The organism is Neobacillus niacini (genome assembly GCF_023715415.1).
GTDB lineage: Bacteria > Bacillota > Bacilli > Bacillales > Cytobacillaceae > Neobacillus > Neobacillus niacini_C.
In genome coordinates, this window is the sequence record NZ_JAMBOB010000005.1 from 106,941 (window position 1) to 125,340 (window position 18,400).

Genomic DNA, 18,400 nt, shown 5'->3' on the forward strand with positions numbered 1-18,400 from the left:
TTTTTTTTGTGATATACTGGAAGGAAAGGAAATAAAGGGAGAGGAGAGGGATTGCCTATGCCATTAACTGATCGGGAGACAGAGGTATTAAATGAAATTAGAGAATGGGAAACGCACCTATTGAATTACGAAGCAAATGACCTGCAGCTTACGTATGAAAAATATTTAGAGCGTTCTTTCGCCTTATTACCTGAAAATGTACAACAACAGTTTTTTTCGGTTATTGATTCCTGGTTATTCCATTTGCACGGAATGATTCAAGGGTCTCAGATCCAAATGGATGCGAAGGAGAGAATCCTATCTTCAGGCCGTGTTTTTAATAAGGAATTGCACCAAATTGAGGATTTAAGGAAATTGGATATAGATCAGTTGCAGTATATAGCCATGCAGCAAATTGCCAGGCACCGTCTATACTCCTTTGCACAGGGAGGCCTAGCGGGTACGGGTGGACCGCTGCTGTTAGGTACAGATATTCCAGCTATGGCGGTTATTAATTTAAGGGTGGTGCAACTCATTGCCATGACATATGGGTTTGAGGTAAATACACCTTACGAGATGATGAGTTCTTTAAAGGTCTTTCATACAGCAACATTACCCCCTCGCCTGCAAAAGGAGGGCTGGTCTAACTTAATGATTGAAATGAGCTCAAGTAATGACCATTATTTTTATGAAGGTAATGAAGAAATATCGGATGTGACCTGGCTAGAGCAACCCATTCAACAGTTACTCAAAGCTATGGTGATAGCGATATTCCGTAAACGGCTCATTCAAGGAATACCACTTGTAAGCATGGCCATTGGTGCAGGTGCAAATTATCAATTAACAAGAAAAGTAACAGAATTCGCCCATAACTATTACAAACTGAGATACCTAAATCAGAAAGAGGAAATGTGAGATGAGTACGACCGAACATAAGCAAGGGGCACCAAAGAAAGTTAATTGCAAAGTGATTACTGTAAGTGATACAAGAAATAAGGATACTGATAAAAGTGGCAGGGTAATGATGGAAATGCTCGAACAAGCGGGGCATGCGATTGTTGATTATGTCATAGTTAAGGATGAAGCGTCTCCAATAAAAGTGGCCATTTTAAAAGGCTGTGAGCAAGAAGATATTGATGTCATCCTGACAAATGGCGGTACTGGGATAGCCAAACGGGATGTAACGATTGAAACCGTTCAGGGAATCTTGGATAAAGAAATCGTTGGTTTTGGAGAATTGTTTAGGATGTTAAGCTACCAAGAGGATATCGGTTCAGCTGCTATTCTTTCACGGGCAATTGCAGGAGTAGTAAAGAATAAAGCTGTATTTTCTACCCCAGGCTCTACAGGAGCAGTAAAACTTGCTATGAATAAACTAATCCTGCCTGAGATTGGTCATGTAGTAAAAGAAATAAAAAAGGACCTATAAATAGAAGAGCTCCCTTCAAGAAGGGGAGCTCTTCTTATTGGTGCATTTTATCTGCCATTGTTTGGTTAGCTCTGTACCATAGCCATAAGTCATTAATAATGGAAGCGAGTTCTGCTATTTCACTGTTTAATTCACATGATTTTTTAAAGTTATTTTCATTAGATAGTTTTGCTTGCTTTTGATTAATCGTATCCTCAAGTTCAGCAATTCGATCAGGAATGGAACCTCTGATTTTTTCCCAATGAAACAGGATATCCTGCTGTGTTTCTTCACTATAGTGTGCCCATTCCATTTTTAGATTGGGAATCGAAATGCCAAGCCGTTGATCAAAGGAAAAATGTTCTTTCATGAGATAGCCTCCAAGACGAGTTATTCTTCTATTCTACAACACATCCAGGTTGCATTCACGGTTTATTTCTGTATGCGGACAATGAGGACATCACATGGGGAGTAACGGGTAATATGTTCAGAAACACTGCCAATCAAGAATCTCTCAACTGCATTCATACCAGTAGCACCGCAAACAATTAAGTCAATATTGTGTTTTTTAGCTATTTCCTTAGGTATTTTAACTTTAGGTGAGCCGTATTCAATTTCATATTGAACATGTACAACGCCTGATTCTATTGCTTGGGTTTGATATTTTTCGAGCATGTCTATTGCAAGTTTGTTTGCACGCTCAGCAATATCTGGATCATAGTTATCAATTAACAGAAATGACCTTGTGTCTATCACATGTGCTAATAACAATTTAGCATTGTTCCTCTTAGCAATCTCAATCGACTTTTCTAGTGCATTCTCTGATTCTTGTGAACCATCAATGGCAACCAAAATATGGTCATATTTACCTCCCATGTCAATCCCTCCTCACTTAAATTATACAATAATTTCTAAGTATAAATGTTTCAATTTTTCGAAAAATAAAAGTGTAACAATACATGAAAAGGAGCTTAAACATGTTGAAACAAGACCCAAATAAATTTACTTTTGAATTTGATGAAAATGGTACTAATGAGGTAAGCGAGCAAATCATGGATTCCTATAATAGCGGGTATATTGGACAAGAGATGGAACAAATCAGCAGTGAGGTTTATCAAAATAATGAGGAATAAATGCTAAACTCGCTTCTAAGCGAGTTTTTTCTATGTAAATGTCTATATAAATTTACAGACTCAGGGACATTTACCCAAGAAACCAGTTTCTGATGTGCATATTCTTTAGTGTGAGAAGTATAAAATGAGGAGGAAAAGAAAAATGCACATGAATCAAAATGATATGAGATTTGGCTTTGGTTTTGGTCGACCAGGCTTCGGTTTTGGTCGTCGCAGGTTTGGATTCGGATTTGGATTACCATTCCTAGGAGGATTAGCACTAGGGGCAGCATTAAGTCCAGGACCTTACTATTATCCTTACCCGTATCCATACTATCCGCCATACCCATATCCTTACTACTATCCTTACTATTAACAATCATAGCCTTTGCAGGTACAATTCCTGCAAGGCTTTTTTACTAAATTATTGTGATAAAATCAAATTTCATAAGAAATGAGTTGGGATTCCACTATATATTTGATAAAATGAAAGTGCTTTCATGGTAAATTCCTTACTTAGATAAATGGTTATATTAAAATCATCTTGGTTCATTTACTATGATAATACTAATTGGGGGTAAGTACATGCGAATCGGGGTTCCAAGAGAGATAAAAAATAATGAAAATCGCGTTGCGATGACACCAGCTGGGGTCTATAATCTTTTGAAATTTGGTCATGAGGTATACATTGAAAAAGGTGCAGGACTCGGTTCGGCTTTTACTGATGAGGATTATATAACTGCAGGGGCAAAGATCGTAGAAACAGCTTCAGAAGCTTGGTCGATGGAAATGGTTATGAAAGTCAAAGAACCACTTCCAAGTGAGTACCAATATTTTCGTGAAGGTTTAATCCTATTTACATACTTACATTTAGCTCCTGAACCAGAACTAACAAAAGCCTTAATTGATAATAAAGTGGTAGGAATTGCTTATGAAACAGTTCAGTTACCAAATAACTCACTGCCATTATTGACCCCAATGAGTGAAGTTGCAGGAAGAATGGCAGCTCAGATTGGTGCTCAATTCCTTGAAAAAGTTCATGGCGGGAAAGGAATTCTTTTATCAGGGGTTCCGGGTGTTCAAAGAGGAACCGTCACAATCATCGGCGGCGGTGTAGCAGGAACAAATGCTGCGAAAATGGCAATCGGACTTGGTGCAAAGGTTACAATTATCGATTTGAATCCCGAACGTCTTCGTCAACTGGATGATATCTTTGGTTCTGACATCACAACATTAATGTCGAACCCTTATAATATTGCCGAAGCTGTTAAAGAATCTGACTTAGTGATTGGTGCAGTCCTAATTCCAGGTGCAAAAGCTCCTAAGCTAGTTTCTGAAGCAATGATTCAATCAATGACACCAGGAAGTGTCGTAGTGGATATTGCAATTGATCAAGGTGGTATCTTTGAAACAACGGATCGTATTACAACACACGATAACCCAACATATATTAAACATGGCGTTGTTCATTATGCTGTTGCAAATATGCCTGGGGCTGTTCCAAGAACTTCTACCATGGCGTTAACCAACGTAACCGTACCATATGCAATCCAAATTGCAAATAAGGGTTATCGACAAGCATGTCTCGAAAATGAAGCGCTCCTAAAAGGTATCAATACCCTAGGCGGCTTTGTAACATACGAAGCAGTAGCAGAAGCACACGGTCTTCACTATTCAGATACTAAAACATTACTTGGACAATTGTAATAGTACAGCCTAGTTAACACCGCAATAAAAATAAAGCCAGCTTCATAACGAAGCTGGCCGTTTGTATTCATTTTATAGAGCCGCATTTGCCGTACCTCATATAAGAAAGTTTTAAACCACCACTCCTCAAAGTGGGTGTTCGCAAAAGCCTCCTGCTTGTCCTCCATGTCGTTATAGACAGAGGCTTGTCATTATAGCTTTGATAATAAAACTCCCTGTTACAGCTTAAAGGTTAAAACTTAATTATCACTACGAACAACGCAGCTTGTATTTGTATATTACTGCAAATCCTTCAACATTTCAATGGTAAAAAAATCTAAATATTTATCGAATAATTTGTAGTTCTTTTGGGAATTTGGTTAAGACTTTAGCTCCGTCAGCAGTTATATAAATATCATCCTCAATTCGTACTCCTGCTACACCAGGAACATAAATTCCTGGTTCAATGGTATACACCATTCCTTCTTCAATAACCAATTGATTTGTCTCTGTCATCGAAGGATACTCATGTACACTAATTCCTAAGCCATGCCCGAGGCGGTGCGGGAAGTATTCCCCATAGCCTGCATCCCCAATAATTCTCCGAGCCGTTATGTCAACCTCAGCGGCTGTAACACCCGGTCTACTTGCCTCAACAGCTGCTAACTGTGCTTTTAGTACGGTATCATAGATTTCTTTTTGTTTATCATTTATATCACCGTAAGCAACGGTTCTTGTAATATCAGAACAATAGCGATCTACTACGACACCTAAATCAAATAGTACTAAATCGCCCTTTTGAATTTTTGTCCCACCTGGATTACCATGTGGGGACGCAGCATTTGCACCTGTTAAAACCATAGTTGAAAATGACATTTCCGTTACGCCTTTTTGCTTAAGTGCATACTCAACCGCATTAAGAACTTCTAATTCTGTTCGCCCTTCTTTGATTTCGCTGCAACCGACTTCTATTGCGTAATCAGCTAAGGCACAAGCTTCTTCGATAATTTTTAATTCCTTTGCATCTTTAATCATCCGCAGCTTTCTTAACTTTTCTTCTGCGGAAACAAAAGCTGCACCTGTGAATAAAGCTGTTAGCTGTTCGAAGCGTTCTACATTCATATGTTCCTTTTCAATCGCTACTTTCTGTACTCCATTTAGTCTTTTTTTGATTGAAGTATGTACTAATTCCCATGGATTTTCGATATCACTGTAGCCAATAATTTCTTGGTTCCAGCCAGAGCTTTTGACATCATGTACTTCCATCCCAGGACATACAAGGAAGGGCTCTTCCTCTTGGAAAACTGCTAGGGCAAGTAAACGCTCGTGTGGATTTGAGAAAAATCCGCTTAAATAAAATACATTTTCAGAAGAGGTGATGAAGCTTACTTCAATCCCATTTTCCTTCATCCATGCTTGAAGTTTTTTTAATCTTTGGTTCATAACTACGCCTCCTAAAATAAACTTCCTTCTTGAGGGTATCAATTTTAAATCCATGTGTAAACAATCTTACTTTAGCATGTGCTAAATCCCCCCATTTATGGATATAAATGAGGAAGGAATTTAGAAGTTTTTATTGAAATACATACTATAACAATTTTGGAGGAGATAGGTAAATGAAGGTTTCATATCATGGACATTCAGTCGTTCAAATTCAGGTCAATGGGAAAAATATTATCATTGACCCTTTTATTCGGGGTAATCAGTTAACAGATTTAAAAGTGGATGATGTAAATCCAGATGTAATTTTGTTAACACATGGTCACAATGACCACGTTGGAGACACTGTGGAGTTAGCCAGAAGAAACAATTCGCTTGTTATTGCCAATCATGAGATTTCAACATTTTTATGCTGGCAGGGTGTTAATACGCATGGCATGCATATCGGCGGCGCACATCAATTTGATTTTGGCAAAGTCAAATTAACACAAGCTTTTCATGGATCCAGCTATGAAACGGAAAATAAAGAACTTATTTATTGTGGCATGCCTGCGGGAATTCTTTTTATGGCAGAGGGTAAGACGGTTTATCATGCAGGTGATACGGGATTATTTTCGGATATGAAGCTTATCGGAGAAAGACACCCGATTGATTTGGCTTTCTTGCCAATCGGTGATAATTTTACAATGGGTCCAGAAGATGCAGCGTATGCAGCAAAATTATTAGGTGCAAAAACCATTGTTCCGATTCATTACAATACGTTTCCGCCAATTAAACAGGATCCGAAGCAATTTATTGAATTGCTTGAATATAAGAATGGAAAAGTGATGGAACCTGGAGAATTTATAGAATTATAATACTTTTTTATCCCTTCTATGCATAAAGTGAAACAAGCAGTCCGTTTTGAAGGGAGACAAGAGAATTGAAAAAAAACCGATACTTACTATGCCTTTTGCTATGTGGATTCATGCTTTATTTTGCTGTACCGAGACTCTCTTTATTTGCAGAAGGTCTTGAAGGGGTCTTTGCCCTGAGTTGGCTTGCGTTTGCATTAATTGTTATAGCAGGGAATCTGACTGCCATGTTGTATAGTCCAAAGAGGACATTAAAAAAACGCCAAGCACTTCGGGTCAACAAGAAATCACGATCTTATTATTAAATACCACACTTCAAGGGGAGCCCGTAAAACGGCTCTTTTTGCGTTGGTTTATTAGTCGAAATAATGGTATAAATAATATATCGATTAATTTATTATTAGGCTGTGTTTAAAGAGGTCTGTTGATTTACGCTCCAGGCGCTACGCTTTCCGCGGGCTCGCCCGTGAGCCTCCTCGGTCGTTCCGACCTGCGGGGTCTCACTCAGCTCGTCCATCCCGCAGGAGTCGAGCGCCTTCCGCTCCAATCAACAGGGTTCTAAAATCAACAGTATCCTTTAACACAGCCTATTATTAAAGGGTAATAGAAGAGGGTGAAGGTCTTGGCTACAAAGCATGAACAGATTCTACAATATATTGATGAACTTCCAGTAGGTGAAAAAATATCTGTACGTCAAATCGCCAAGGCGATGACAGTTAGTGAAGGTACAGCCTACAGAGCAATCAAGGAAGCTGAAAATAAAGGATATGTAAGTACAATTGAGCGTGTAGGTACGATTAGGATAGAACGAAAGAAAAAAGAGAATATTGAAAAGCTCACCTTTGCTGAAGTGGTTAATATTGTGGAAGGTCAGGTTTTAGGCGGAAAGACCGGATTGCATAAAACACTAAATAAATTTGTAATCGGGGCAATGAAACTCGAGGCGATGATGCGCTATACTGGTCCGGATAACCTATTAATCGTAGGAAATCGTACACAAGCACAGGAGCTGGCATTAAAGGCTGGTGCTGCTGTATTAATTACTGGCGGCTTTGATACCGAAGACCATATCAAAAAATTAGCAGATAGTCTTGAAATGCCAATCATATCGACCAGTTATGATACTTTTACAGTGGCAACGATGATAAACCGTGCCATCTATGACCAGTTAATAAAAAAGGAAATTATTCTGGTGGAGGATATCCTAACCCCGCTTTCAGAGACTTATTTTCTAAAGTCTTCTGATAAGGTTACAGTGTGGCATAACTTGAATCATGAAACCACCCACAGCCGTTATCCTGTTGTTGATCAAAACATGAAGATTCAAGGAATGGTAACAGCAAAGGACGTTATGGGTCAGGAAGCTGATACTTCCATTGATAAAATCATGACAAAACAGCCGATGACTGTTTCTGGCAAGACAAGTGTTGCCTCTACGGCACATATGATGGTTTGGGAAGGGATAGAAGTCCTACCCGTTGTGGATGATAACAACCGTCTTGAAGGAATTATCAGCAGGCAGGATGTATTAAAGGCATTGCAAATGAACCAACGCCAACCTCAAGTAGGAGAAACGCTTGATGATATCGTCACCAACCAAATGGTGTTAATGCGCGGAAGAGCAAAAGGTGAAGAAGTTTACACCAGTGAAGTTACTCCGCAAATGACGAACCATCTAGGAACCATTTCCTACGGAGTTTTCACGACAATTGTTACGGAGGCAGCAAATCGTATACTGCGAAGCTATAAAAAAGGTGACCTTGTTGTTGAAAACATGACCATTTATTTTCTCAAGCCTGTTCAGATGGAAAGTGTCATCGAAATCTTCCCAAAAGTACTTGAAGTAGGCCGAAAGTTTGGAAAGGTCGATGTCGAGGTCTTTAATGATGGCATCCTCGTTGGAAAAGCAATGATGATGTGTCAGTTGATTGATAGGACATAAAAAAGGCCGCTACCAAAGGGTAAGCGGCTCTCATTTATTATTGCACATTATAGCTCTCAGCTTCTTCTGCTGCAAATGGCAGGTAATGTTTATATTTCTTAAAACCCACAACAGTAAACACTGCTCCATAAACAATGAAGATTAATGAAACAATAATGGTAACGGTCGTTTGTGAAATGAAAATTAAATGGTTGAACCCAAATAGGCCGACAAACAACCCTAGAGCAATATTGGATTTGGCAGCAAGCCATTTCTTTTCAACGGGACGGCTGCTTCTAAAATATTTGGTTTTATAGAATAAATAGAAAGCGAATAAAATGACAATCAGAAAAACTAGAACAGACATTATATTTCCTCCAAGTCTAAAATTCTCTTGTTCATTGTACATATTATTTTAACAAAATTCTACCCTAGCTTTCGAAATCAATAAAGAGGTGATCACATTGAATGAAAAAATCTTAGAAATGATTGAACAATATGAAACCATCATCGTCCATCGCCATGTCCGTCCAGATCCGGATGCGTATGGTTCACAATGCGGATTGGTTGAAATCTTAAAAGCATCTTATCCTAATAAAAGGGTGTTCGCAGTTGGGAAAGAAGAAAGGTCGCTTCATTTTATGCGCCGTCTTGATGTCATTGAAGATGAGTTGTATAGAGGAGCCTTAGTCATTGTCTGTGACACAGCAAATGCTGAGAGGATTTGCGACAAAAGATATTCATTTGGCGATAAGCTAATTAAAATAGACCATCACCCTAACGAAGATCCTTACGGCGATTTATTGTGGGTAGATACGACGGCAAGTTCCTGCAGTGAGATGATTTATGAATTTTATCTATTTGGTAAAGACCGAGGATTAAAATTAAATGATGAGGCTGCCAGACTTTTATTTGGCGGAATTGTTGGTGATACAGGAAGGTTCCTATTTCCAAGTACTACAGATAAAACCTTTGCCTATGCAGGGGAACTGATTCACTATAATTTTTCAAGAACCGAACTCTTTGACAAGATGTATGAGCGGGACACCAATATTATTAAATTAAACGGCTACATCCTCCAAAATTTCGAAATGCAGAGTAACGGCGTCGCTTCAGTCCTGCTTACAAAGAAGCTATTGGAAGAATATGATGCAGTGCCATCAGAGGCTTCTTTACTTGTAGGTACATTAGGAGATGTAAAAGGGATTAAGGCATGGGTCTTTTTTATTGAAGAGGAAGATCAAATCAGGGTACGACTGCGTTCAAAGGGTCCAGTAATCAATGGGGTTGCCAGAAAGTTTAAAGGTGGTGGACATCCACTTGCCTCAGGTGCTTCTATTTATTCATGGGATGAAGTGGATCATGTAATAAAAGAACTTAATGAAGTTTGTGACAAGTTTCAACCCTAGTGAAAGAATCGGCCTCAATTTTTGGGCCGATTCTTTTCATTGTTCGAATTCTATTTCTAGTTGAATGGACAGTGTGGTGAAAATTACCATTTCCTTAACTCGCAGTTTAAACCTTTTGTCATTTATTTTAACAGGTTTATTATGAATGATTTTTTTGATTAATTCCTTGCTTTTATAGACGGTATCAATGTCCTTTGCAATCATTAAACTAATGTCATCCTTTACAGAATCTTCTATTTCTGAGACGCTTAGCATATCTAGCTTGAATTTTTCCCAATTTGTTATTTTAATATTGATTTTTTGAATCGTCAGCTGCTCAATCGTCCGTTTATTAATCTCTTTATACTCTTCCTGCCATATCTTTTTTTCCTCTTTTAAGTCAACGATTTCTTCCCTTTGTTTATCAATTAATGCAGTATGCTGCTCCTGCCACACACCAAAAATATAAATGAAAATACACCAGCTAATCGCACCGCCAATGACCATACCTGCAAAGAAACGCTGCCATGCTGGGTTTCGATAATAGGGAGGAATTCTCACGATATATACTCCTGTGTTAACCAATTAATAATTAGTGCACCTGTCTGTGCTCCGCCTAATGCAGAAAGGATAATGAGGAGCTGCTTAAAAATGTCCCGGGTTTCTGCATTAAATATCCCCCTCTCAAAGGTGTATACAGCATCAAATGTCCCGCCAATCGCAGCGACAATTGCCCATATTCTTAAGTCTGTAGACAGCCTGTAAACAGCCGTGAGCGGTGGTTGTCCAGTCAAAAAGGCAGCGATTCCCCCAATTAAAGCACCGCCCAAAATAACGCCTAAAGCAATAAAATAGCTTTCAATAAAAGTAGGAAAAAAACCAATCTCTTTCATAACCTCAACCGCCCTTACAAAGTATAAATACCCTACTACCATTTATATGGACAAACACCCTTGATTATGTTTTTTAAAATAAGAACATATTTTCCTTTTTTAGCGTTTGGCTCTATAATAAAGATAAGAGTTTTAAATGAAAGAGGTGACAAAAATGTCTTTTATTCACCTTCATGTATATAGTGCATATAGCTTATTAACCAGCACAGCCTCGGTTCATGAATTGATTGATAACGCAAAGAAAAAAGGATTCCGTGCGATAGCATTAACCGATAGGAATGTTATGTATGGAACCATTGAGTTTTATAAGCTCTGTATAAAAAATAATATACAGCCGATTATTGGGCTGACGGTAGATGTAGAAAGCGATATAGAGAAGGAAGTATCCTATCCGCTAGTCTTACTTGCTGAAAATGAAAAGGGATTTAAAAACCTATTAAAAATATCAAGTGCGGTACAAACAAAAGCAGCAAATGGTATCCCTTTTAAATGGTTGAAGCATTATGCGGAAGGACTTATTGCCATTTCCCCAGGATTAGAGGGAGAGATAGAACAAAATCTGTTAAATAATCAGCAAGAACAGGCAATTGAAATCATAAAAAAACTTCAGTCCATCTTTGGGAGTGAGTCATTTTACCTAGCTGTTCAAAATCATCAATTGGAGCAGGAAGCTGCTGTAACAAAGAAGATTCAAAGTGTTGCCGCGGAACGTTGCATTCCAATGGTCGCAACGAATAGAGTTCATTACCTTGAACAAGAGGATATGTTTGCACATGAATGTTTACTAGCGATAAAAAACGGTGACAAACTCCAGGATGAGCATAGAGAAAGATTAGAGAGTGATCAATTTTACCTAAAAACTGCACAGGAAATGGTAGAAATATTTACTGAAATACCTGAGGCGTTAGAAAACAGTATTGCCATTGCCAAAAGGTGCTTGGTAAACATTGAATTGAACAAAACCTATTTACCTGAATATCCGACAGGTGATGGCCAGCCTTCAGAGAAATACTTAGAAATGCTCTGCCAAAAAGGGTTAATGGAGCGTTTCTCTTCACCCTCACAAGAACACTTTGAGCGGTTGTCTTATGAATTATCAGTCATTAACTCGATGAAATTTAGCAACTACTTTTTAATTGTTTGGGACTTTATGAGATATGCACGTGAGAATGGTATTTTGACAGGACCAGGCAGGGGATCTGCTGCAGGTTCACTTGTTGCGTATGTATTGTATATTACCGATGTCGACCCACTTTCACATCAATTACTATTTGAGCGATTCTTAAATCCAGAGCGGATATCGATGCCGGATATTGATATTGATTTTCCTGACCACCGCCGGGATGAAGTAATTGAATACGTTGCAAAGAAATACGGCGAATTACACGTAGCCCAAATTGTAACCTTTGGCACCCTTGCCGCTAAGGCAGCAATAAGGGATATTGGGAGGGCATTTGGGTTAAATACAAAGGAATTAGAGCAGCTATCAAGACGTATTCCTGCACGTCTAGGAATCAATCTTGAAGACGCTTATAAAGAATCGCAGCACCTTCGAGCTTTTGTTGATGAAAATCCTATAAATCGCAAGCTTTATGAAACAGCCTTAAAGCTAGAAGGTTTACCTCGGCACACTTCTACACATGCTGCAGGGGTGATTATTAGTGAAAAGCAGCTGATTGAGTTAATCCCCATTCAACAAGGGCATAACCAGGTTTACTTAACACAGTACTCTATGGAGCATCTTGAAGAAATAGGGTTACTGAAAATGGATTTTCTTGGATTAAGAAATTTAACCTTACTAGAATCAATCGTATCTTCTATCCTTAAGAAAACGGGAAGAAAAATAGATATTAAAACGATCCCATTAAATGATGAAAAAACGTTCGAACTATTAGCAAGGGGAGAGACAACTGGTATTTTTCAGCTGGAATCTGAGGGGATGAGAAAGGTATTATTGCGTTTAAAACCTTCACGGTTTGAAGACATTGTTGCCGTTAATGCCCTATATCGGCCTGGACCAATGGAGAATATCCCCCTATTTATTGATCGGAAACACGGAAGGCAGGCAGTGGAATACCCTCATAAAGATTTGGAACCTATACTGGAAAATACATATGGAGTAATTGTATACCAGGAACAGATCATGCAAATCGCCTCAACCATGGCTGGTTTTTCTCTCGGTGAAGCGGATTTACTAAGGAGAGCGGTAGGGAAGAAGCAAAAGGAAGTGTTGGACAAGGAGCGAAACCACTTTGTTCAAGGTGCTTTAAAGAAGGGGTATGAACGAACACTTGCAAATGATATTTATGATTTAATCGTTCGATTTGCGAATTATGGATTTAATCGAAGCCATGCAGTTGCTTACAGTATGATTGCGTATCAGTTAGCCTATTTAAAAGCGAATTATCCCCTCCATTTTATGGCTGGGCTGCTCACATCAGCAATTGGAAATGAAACAAAAATAGCCCAATATGTCATGGAATCAAAACAAAAGGATATTGAGATACTGCCACCTTCCATCAATTACAGCGGATTTTCCTTTCAGGTTGAGAAGAGCGGTATTAGATACAGTCTTGCAGCCATTAAAAGTGTGGGAGCGGCAGCATTAAGAGAAATATATCAAGCAAGGAAAAGTAAAAAGTTTGAGGATTTATTCGATTTTTGCACAAGGGTATCTACAAAAGCAATCAACCGAAAAATACTGGAGGTACTTGTTCATTCTGGAAGCTTCGATGAATTTAAGGAAGACCGTGCAGTCTTACTTGCAAGTTTAGATGTTGCGCTAGAGCATGCACAAATATTTAAGGTTGATGATTCAAGCCAAGTGGAGTTATTTCTAGATGAATTTCAACTTAAACCAAAATACGTCCAAGTTGATCCAATTAGACTAGAGGATAAGCTTTCTTTTGAAAAAGAGGCTCTTGGTTTCTACCTTTCAGACCATCCCGTATCCATTTTTGAAAAAAGACTAAAACAAGCTGGGGCATTTGTACTATTTGAGTTATCAGCGGACCATAAACGAGCAGCTGCAGGGGTGTATATTGTATCCCTCCGGAAAATCCGGACAAAAAAAGGGGATTCAATGGCGTTTTTAAATGTAAGTGATTCTAGTGGTGAAATGGAAGCAGTCGCGTTTCCGATTGTGTATAAAAAATACTCCCACCTGCTGGACCATGGAAAATTTGTTGTGATGGAAGGGAAAGTGGAAGAACGAGATGGGAAGCTTCAATTTATTATCCAGCAAGTATCTGAAATCGAACCTTGGTTAAGCTCAAAAACGAAGCAGGAATCTATCTTATATCTAAAAATAGTACAGGGAAAACAAGACGAACATTCGTTAAATCAATTAAAACAACTATTTAAGGGCAATACTGGAAAAACAAAAGTTGTTCTACACTACGAAACAAGCAAAAAGACCATCAGGCTGGGGAATGAATTTATGATTGAACCCAGCGGTAAACTATTAAAATTATTGAGTGAATTTTTAGGAAATAATAATGTTGTTTTGAAAGAATAATTCTTTACAACTCTTAAAGATGTGATATAGTGGTAATGAAATAGGTGTGGTCTGACCACTGTAAACGGACTAGCTATTATTGTCATTATCGATTTCTTTTTGTACTAATTTAAGGGGTGACATATCTTGACATTACGGGAAGAAGCATTACACATGCATCGAATTAACAAAGGAAAGCTTGAGTCAAAATCAAAAGTACCTGTTAGAAATGCCAAGGATTTAAGTTTAGCGTATTCGCCTGGGGTTGCTGAGCCGTGTAAAGACATCTATGAAAAACCAGAAAATGTTTACGAATACACAATGAAAGGCAATATGGTTGCTGTCGTTACAGATGGCACTGCAGTCCTGGGACTTGGAAATATTGGACCAGAAGCTGCACTTCCCGTTATGGAAGGTAAAGCAGTATTATTCAAAAGTTTTGCTGGCGTTGATGCCTTCCCTATCTGCTTAAACACAACTGATGTCGAAAAAATAATTGAAACCGTAAAGTTGCTTGAACCAACATTTGGCGGTGTGAATCTTGAAGATATCGCTGCGCCAAATTGCTTTGTCATTGAAGAAAGATTGAAAAAAGAAGCGAATATTCCTGTTTTCCATGATGATCAACATGGGACTGCTATTGTTACGGCTGCGGGTCTTGTCAATGCATTAAAGCTAATTGGCAAGAAAATGAGTGAAATTAAAGTGGTTGCTAATGGGGCTGGAGCAGCCGGAATTGCCATTATTAAATTATTATACAGCTATGGTGTAAGAGATATTATTATGTGTGATACAAAGGGTGCCATTTATGAAGGCCGTCCAGAAGGAATGAATGACGTCAAGGCAGAGGTAGCTAAATTCACAAACCGTGATAATCTTACTGGAAGTCTTGAGGATGTAATAAAAGGGGCCGATGTATTTATTGGTGTATCTGTTGAAGGTGCTTTGACAAAAGAAATGGTTGCTTCTATGAAAAAAGATTCTGTCATCTTTGCAATGGCTAACCCTAATCCAGAAATCATGCCCGATGTGGCAAAAGACGCTGGAGCTAGAGTGGTGGGAACTGGCAGATCAGATTTTCCAAACCAAGTAAATAATGTACTAGCTTTCCCAGGAATTTTCCGTGGCGCCCTAGACGTTCGTGCGACACATATAAATGAAAAAATGAAGGTGGCAGCTGTTGAGGCAATTGCCAATTTAATCAGTGAATCAGAGCTATCTGAGAACTATGTTATTCCTGCACCTTTTGATCCAAGAGTGGCACCAGCAGTTGCTGCTGCGGTTGCAAAAGCTGCAATGGAAACGGGTGTTGCCCGGATAAAGGTTGACCCTGAAGATGTGAAAGAAAAAACAATGAGGCTCGCTATTATCGGTAAAAGTGAGTGATTGGTAAGTGACGAATAAAAAAGTGTATTTAGAGATTGTCAAACAGCTAAGAGAAATGATCTCAGCAGATAATTTGAAATCTGGGGATAAAATACCATCTGAACGTGAATTGTCTGAGCGCCTGAATGTCGGGCGCTCTTCCGTTCGGGAAGCTTTAAGAGCGTTAGAACTGCTCGGGTTAATTGAAACCCGACGTGGTGAAGGGACGTTTATTAGAGACTTTCGAGGAAATCAGCTTGTACAGCTGCTTGGAACCTTTATACTTCAAGATGAAAAGGCTAAATTAGATGTGATAGAAACAAAGAACATCATAGAAATGGATTTTCTTCGCTTGGTTCTGAATAAAGTGGATAAAAACAAATTATCTATCCTAAAAGACTTGGTTGAAGATGATCAATTAAATGATGATCAATTTTTTTATCAACTTATTGAAATGGCTGATAACTATCTGTTTTCAAGAATCTGGCTAATATTAAAGGACTACTATAATTCTTTGAATTTAAGTAAAGTGGAGTATAATAGGAACAGCTATTTCTTGCTACTAGAAGCTTTGATTGAAAAAGATGAGCAAAAGACTTTAGATGCTTATCGGCAATTAAGAAATTTGTCTATTTTAACCGACAAATACTAACAGAATTTGAAGTATTTTTCCTTTATAGTGATAGACAAGCAATCAAGCCCTATTTGATATGGGCGTTTTTACTGTTTAAGTGGTCTGACCAATTTTAAAGGGCTAGGTTTGAATTGTCATTATTTTAGGAAAGACTTCTATTTAGAATGATAAAAACTTGCCGTTTGGCTTGATTTTTTTTCCAACAAGGGAGGTTTGGGCAAATTGCTTAAAGAACTTTTTACAAAAAATACGCATAAAAAGAAAAAATATGCAACGATTCCAACCGAGGCTGCGAAAAATGATGTACCTGAAGGTATTATGACAAAATGTCCTTCATGTAAAACCATTATGTATACGAAAGAGCTAAATAAGAATTTAAAAGTTTGTTTACATTGTGGGTTTCACTTTGCAATGAATGCAAAAGAGCGGATTGTCAGCTTTTTAGATGAGGGCAGTTTTGAAGAGATAAATGAAAACATGGTTTCTGAAAACCCGTTGAACTTCCCAGATTACCTAGAAAAGGTAGAAAAAGACCGTCAAAAGACAAAGATTAATGAGGCTGTTGTAACTGGATGTGGAAGTGTTAATGGAAATAAGATTGCCTTAGCTATTATGGATTCTACATTTAGAATGGGGAGCATGGGGTCCGTTGTAGGGGAAAAGATCACCCGAGCGATTGAAAAAGCGGATGAAATGTCAATACCGTTTATTATTTTTACAGCATCTGGCGGTGCCAGAATGCAAGAAGGAGTCCTAAGCTTAATGCAGATGGCTAAAACCAGCGTTGCATTAAAACGATTTAGTGATAATGGCGGGTTAATTATTTCGATTATGACCCACCCAACAACGGGTGGTGTTTCAGCAAGCTTCGCATCTCTAGGTGATTATAACTTTGCAGAACCAGGTGCATTGATTGGGTTTGCTGGTCGCAGAGTAATCGAACAATCAATTCGTGAGGAATTGCCTGAGGATTTTCAAACTGCAGAGTTTCTATTGAAGCATGGGCAGCTTGATGCAATCATTTCCCGACCTGATTTAATCGATAAAATCACAAACTTACTTGAAATTCATCAACCAGGAGGCGAAATCGAATGGTAGGGGAATTAGAATTTGAACGTCCGGTCGTGCAATTAAGAAATAAAATTGCTGAATTAAAAGAGTTTACAAAAAGTGCAGATGTTGATTTATCTTCCGAAATTGAAAAATTAGAATTGCGCCTTGAAAAACTAGAAAAAGACATTTATGAAAATATCAAGCCATGGGATCGTGTTCAAATTGCCAGACACCCAAATAGGCCGACTACTTTGGATTATATTGCTCACCTTTTTGACGGATTTTTTGAATGTCATGGAGACAGAGCATTTGGTGATGATGAAGCGATTGTAGGCGGGGTTGCTAAATTTAGAGGTCTGCCAGTAACGGTCATTGGACATCAAAGAGGAAAAGATACAAAAGAAAATATTCGCAGGAACTTTGGTATGCCTCATCCTGAAGGCTATAGAAAAGCTCTTCGCTTAATGAAGCAGGCAGACAAATTTAATCGCCCGATTATTTGCTTTATTGATACAAAGGGAGCATATCCAGGTAAAGCTGCTGAAGAACGGGGACAAAGCGAAGCCATTGCTCGTAACCTATTTGAAATGGCAGGCTTTAATGTGCCGGTTATCTGCATTGTAATTGGTGAAGGCGGAAGTGGTGGTGCGCTTGCACTAGGAGTTGGAAATCGCATGTATATGCTTGAAAACTCAACTTATTCCGTTATATCACCTGAAGGTGCTGCTGCAATTCTATGGAAGGATTCATCCCTTGCCAAAAAGGCGGCAGAGTCCATGAAAATAACAGCGCCAGATTTAAAGGAACTTGGCATTATTGATGATATCATCCCTGAAATCAAGGGTGGCGCACATAAGGATGTCAAGGGGCAAGCAGAGGAGATAGACTTGTTCTTAAAGAAATCTCTCAAGGAACTTTTAGAGCTTTCAAAAGAGGAACTTGTTGCTGATCGCTATAATCGATTTAGAACAATTGGTGAATACTCATTTTTAAAGGATTATATTAGTATCTAAAACGTGCTTTTAAGAGCACGTTTTATTTTTTTGTATTTTTATCCATTTCACAAATATGTCATTAAATAGCCAATTTGTGTAAATGGTTGCGTTTCCATTTTAAGGTTAAGCGTTTCCAGTTAACGGACTATTCCGTCTATTAAATTTACTAATGTGAT

Annotated in this window: 20 protein-coding genes and 1 other RNA gene; 14 read left to right on the plus strand and 7 right to left on the minus strand. The window is 38.5% G+C overall.

All coding sequences use genetic code 11. The annotated features are described in order from the left end of the window. The first annotated feature begins 57 nt into the window (after nt 1-57). The gene (locus M3189_RS12510) at nt 58-894 is read left to right on the plus strand and encodes an EcsC family protein (protein WP_251634414.1); all 837 of its coding nucleotides are present in this window, start codon (nt 58-60) and stop codon (nt 892-894) included. A gap of 1 nt (nt 895) precedes the next feature. Further along, complete coding sequence (locus M3189_RS12515) at nt 896-1,408, plus strand: MogA/MoaB family molybdenum cofactor biosynthesis protein (protein ID WP_251634415.1); 513 nt, start codon at nt 896-898, stop codon at nt 1,406-1,408. A gap of 34 nt (nt 1,409-1,442) precedes the next feature. On the opposite strand, the gene M3189_RS12520 is transcribed toward M3189_RS12515, so the two are convergent. Next, entirely contained in the window at nt 1,443-1,757 is a 315-nt protein-coding gene (locus M3189_RS12520; RefSeq protein ID WP_251634416.1) for a DUF4391 domain-containing protein, read from the minus strand. A gap of 62 nt (nt 1,758-1,819) precedes the next feature. Further along, a complete protein-coding gene (locus tag M3189_RS12525; RefSeq protein WP_251634417.1) occupies nt 1,820-2,263 on the minus strand; it encodes a universal stress protein in 444 nt (147 codons plus the stop codon). A gap of 101 nt (nt 2,264-2,364) precedes the next feature. On the opposite strand from M3189_RS12525, the gene M3189_RS12530 reads away from it, so the two are divergent. From M3189_RS12530 to ald, 3 genes are all read left to right on the plus strand, one after another. Further along, on the plus strand, nt 2,365-2,520 hold the full coding sequence (locus M3189_RS12530; RefSeq protein ID WP_251634418.1) for a hypothetical protein: 156 nt from the start codon (nt 2,365-2,367) through the stop codon (nt 2,518-2,520). 142 nt (nt 2,521-2,662) lie between these two features. Next, nucleotides 2,663-2,875, plus strand: a complete 213-nt coding sequence (locus M3189_RS12535; protein ID WP_251634419.1) for a hypothetical protein — start codon at nt 2,663-2,665, stop codon at nt 2,873-2,875. 209 nt (nt 2,876-3,084) lie between these two features. Further along, nucleotides 3,085-4,206, plus strand: a complete 1,122-nt coding sequence (gene ald, locus M3189_RS12540; RefSeq protein ID WP_251634420.1) for an alanine dehydrogenase — start codon at nt 3,085-3,087, stop codon at nt 4,204-4,206. A 73-nt stretch (nt 4,207-4,279) separates the two neighbouring features. Here ald and ssrS read toward each other — a convergent pair. Then, nucleotides 4,280-4,476: non-coding RNA, 6S RNA (ssrS, locus tag M3189_RS12545), on the minus strand. Between the two features lie 54 nt (nt 4,477-4,530). After that, complete coding sequence (locus M3189_RS12550) at nt 4,531-5,628, minus strand: M24 family metallopeptidase (RefSeq protein WP_251634421.1); 1,098 nt, start codon at nt 5,626-5,628, stop codon at nt 4,531-4,533. Between the two features lie 173 nt (nt 5,629-5,801). Between M3189_RS12550 and M3189_RS12555 the strand changes: the two genes are divergently transcribed. From M3189_RS12555 to M3189_RS12565, 3 genes are all read left to right on the plus strand, one after another. Continuing rightward, the gene (locus M3189_RS12555) at nt 5,802-6,482 is read left to right on the plus strand and encodes a metal-dependent hydrolase (RefSeq protein ID WP_251634422.1); all 681 of its coding nucleotides are present in this window, start codon (nt 5,802-5,804) and stop codon (nt 6,480-6,482) included. Nucleotides 6,483-6,547: 65 nt separating this feature from the next. Then, the gene (locus M3189_RS12560; RefSeq protein ID WP_251634423.1) at nt 6,548-6,784 is read left to right on the plus strand and encodes a hypothetical protein; all 237 of its coding nucleotides are present in this window, start codon (nt 6,548-6,550) and stop codon (nt 6,782-6,784) included. 317 nt (nt 6,785-7,101) lie between these two features. Beyond that, nucleotides 7,102-8,421 (plus strand): CBS domain-containing protein, encoded by a 1,320-nt coding sequence (locus M3189_RS12565; RefSeq protein WP_251634424.1) that lies wholly within the window; start codon nt 7,102-7,104, stop codon nt 8,419-8,421. A gap of 37 nt (nt 8,422-8,458) precedes the next feature. On the opposite strand, the gene M3189_RS12570 is transcribed toward M3189_RS12565, so the two are convergent. Continuing rightward, nucleotides 8,459-8,767 carry a YtpI family protein gene (locus M3189_RS12570; RefSeq protein WP_251634425.1) on the minus strand — a complete coding sequence of 103 codons (309 nt, stop codon included), beginning with the start codon at nt 8,765-8,767 and terminating at the stop codon, nt 8,459-8,461. A gap of 97 nt (nt 8,768-8,864) precedes the next feature. On the opposite strand from M3189_RS12570, the gene M3189_RS12575 reads away from it, so the two are divergent. Further along, nucleotides 8,865-9,809 carry a DHH family phosphoesterase gene (locus M3189_RS12575; protein WP_251634426.1) on the plus strand — a complete coding sequence of 315 codons (945 nt, stop codon included), beginning with the start codon at nt 8,865-8,867 and terminating at the stop codon, nt 9,807-9,809. Between the two features lie 36 nt (nt 9,810-9,845). Here M3189_RS12575 and ytrI read toward each other — a convergent pair whose 3' ends face one another. Both ytrI and M3189_RS12585 read right to left on the minus strand, forming a co-directional pair. Beyond that, on the minus strand, nt 9,846-10,349 hold the full coding sequence (gene ytrI / locus M3189_RS12580; RefSeq protein WP_251634427.1) for a sporulation membrane protein YtrI: 504 nt from the start codon (nt 10,347-10,349) through the stop codon (nt 9,846-9,848). Beyond that, complete coding sequence (locus M3189_RS12585; protein ID WP_034676826.1) at nt 10,346-10,681, minus strand: YtrH family sporulation protein; 336 nt, start codon at nt 10,679-10,681, stop codon at nt 10,346-10,348. The genes ytrI and M3189_RS12585 overlap by 4 nt, the downstream gene beginning before the upstream one ends. 154 nt (nt 10,682-10,835) lie before the next feature. On the opposite strand from M3189_RS12585, the gene dnaE reads away from it, so the two are divergent. The 5 genes from dnaE to accA all read left to right on the plus strand — a co-directional run bounded on the left by dnaE (nt 10,836) and on the right by accA (nt 18,242). Then, nucleotides 10,836-14,198 carry a DNA polymerase III subunit alpha gene (gene dnaE / locus M3189_RS12590; RefSeq protein ID WP_251634428.1) on the plus strand — a complete coding sequence of 1,121 codons (3,363 nt, stop codon included), beginning with the start codon at nt 10,836-10,838 and terminating at the stop codon, nt 14,196-14,198. Nucleotides 14,199-14,324: 126 nt separating this feature from the next. After that, nucleotides 14,325-15,563 (plus strand): NAD(P)-dependent malic enzyme, encoded by a 1,239-nt coding sequence (locus tag M3189_RS12595; protein WP_251634429.1) that lies wholly within the window; start codon nt 14,325-14,327, stop codon nt 15,561-15,563. Nucleotides 15,564-15,570: 7 nt separating this feature from the next. Continuing rightward, nucleotides 15,571-16,194, plus strand: a complete 624-nt coding sequence (locus M3189_RS12600; protein ID WP_353057422.1) for a FadR/GntR family transcriptional regulator — start codon at nt 15,571-15,573, stop codon at nt 16,192-16,194. 204 nt (nt 16,195-16,398) lie between these two features. Further along, a complete protein-coding gene (gene accD / locus M3189_RS12605) occupies nt 16,399-17,274 on the plus strand; it encodes an acetyl-CoA carboxylase, carboxyltransferase subunit beta (RefSeq protein ID WP_251634430.1) in 876 nt (291 codons plus the stop codon). Beyond that, nucleotides 17,268-18,242: an acetyl-CoA carboxylase carboxyl transferase subunit alpha gene (gene accA, locus M3189_RS12610; RefSeq protein WP_251634431.1), complete on the plus strand. Its 975-nt coding sequence runs from the start codon at nt 17,268-17,270 to the stop codon at nt 18,240-18,242. The genes accD and accA overlap by 7 nt, the downstream gene beginning before the upstream one ends. Nucleotides 18,243-18,400: the final 158 nt, after the last annotated feature.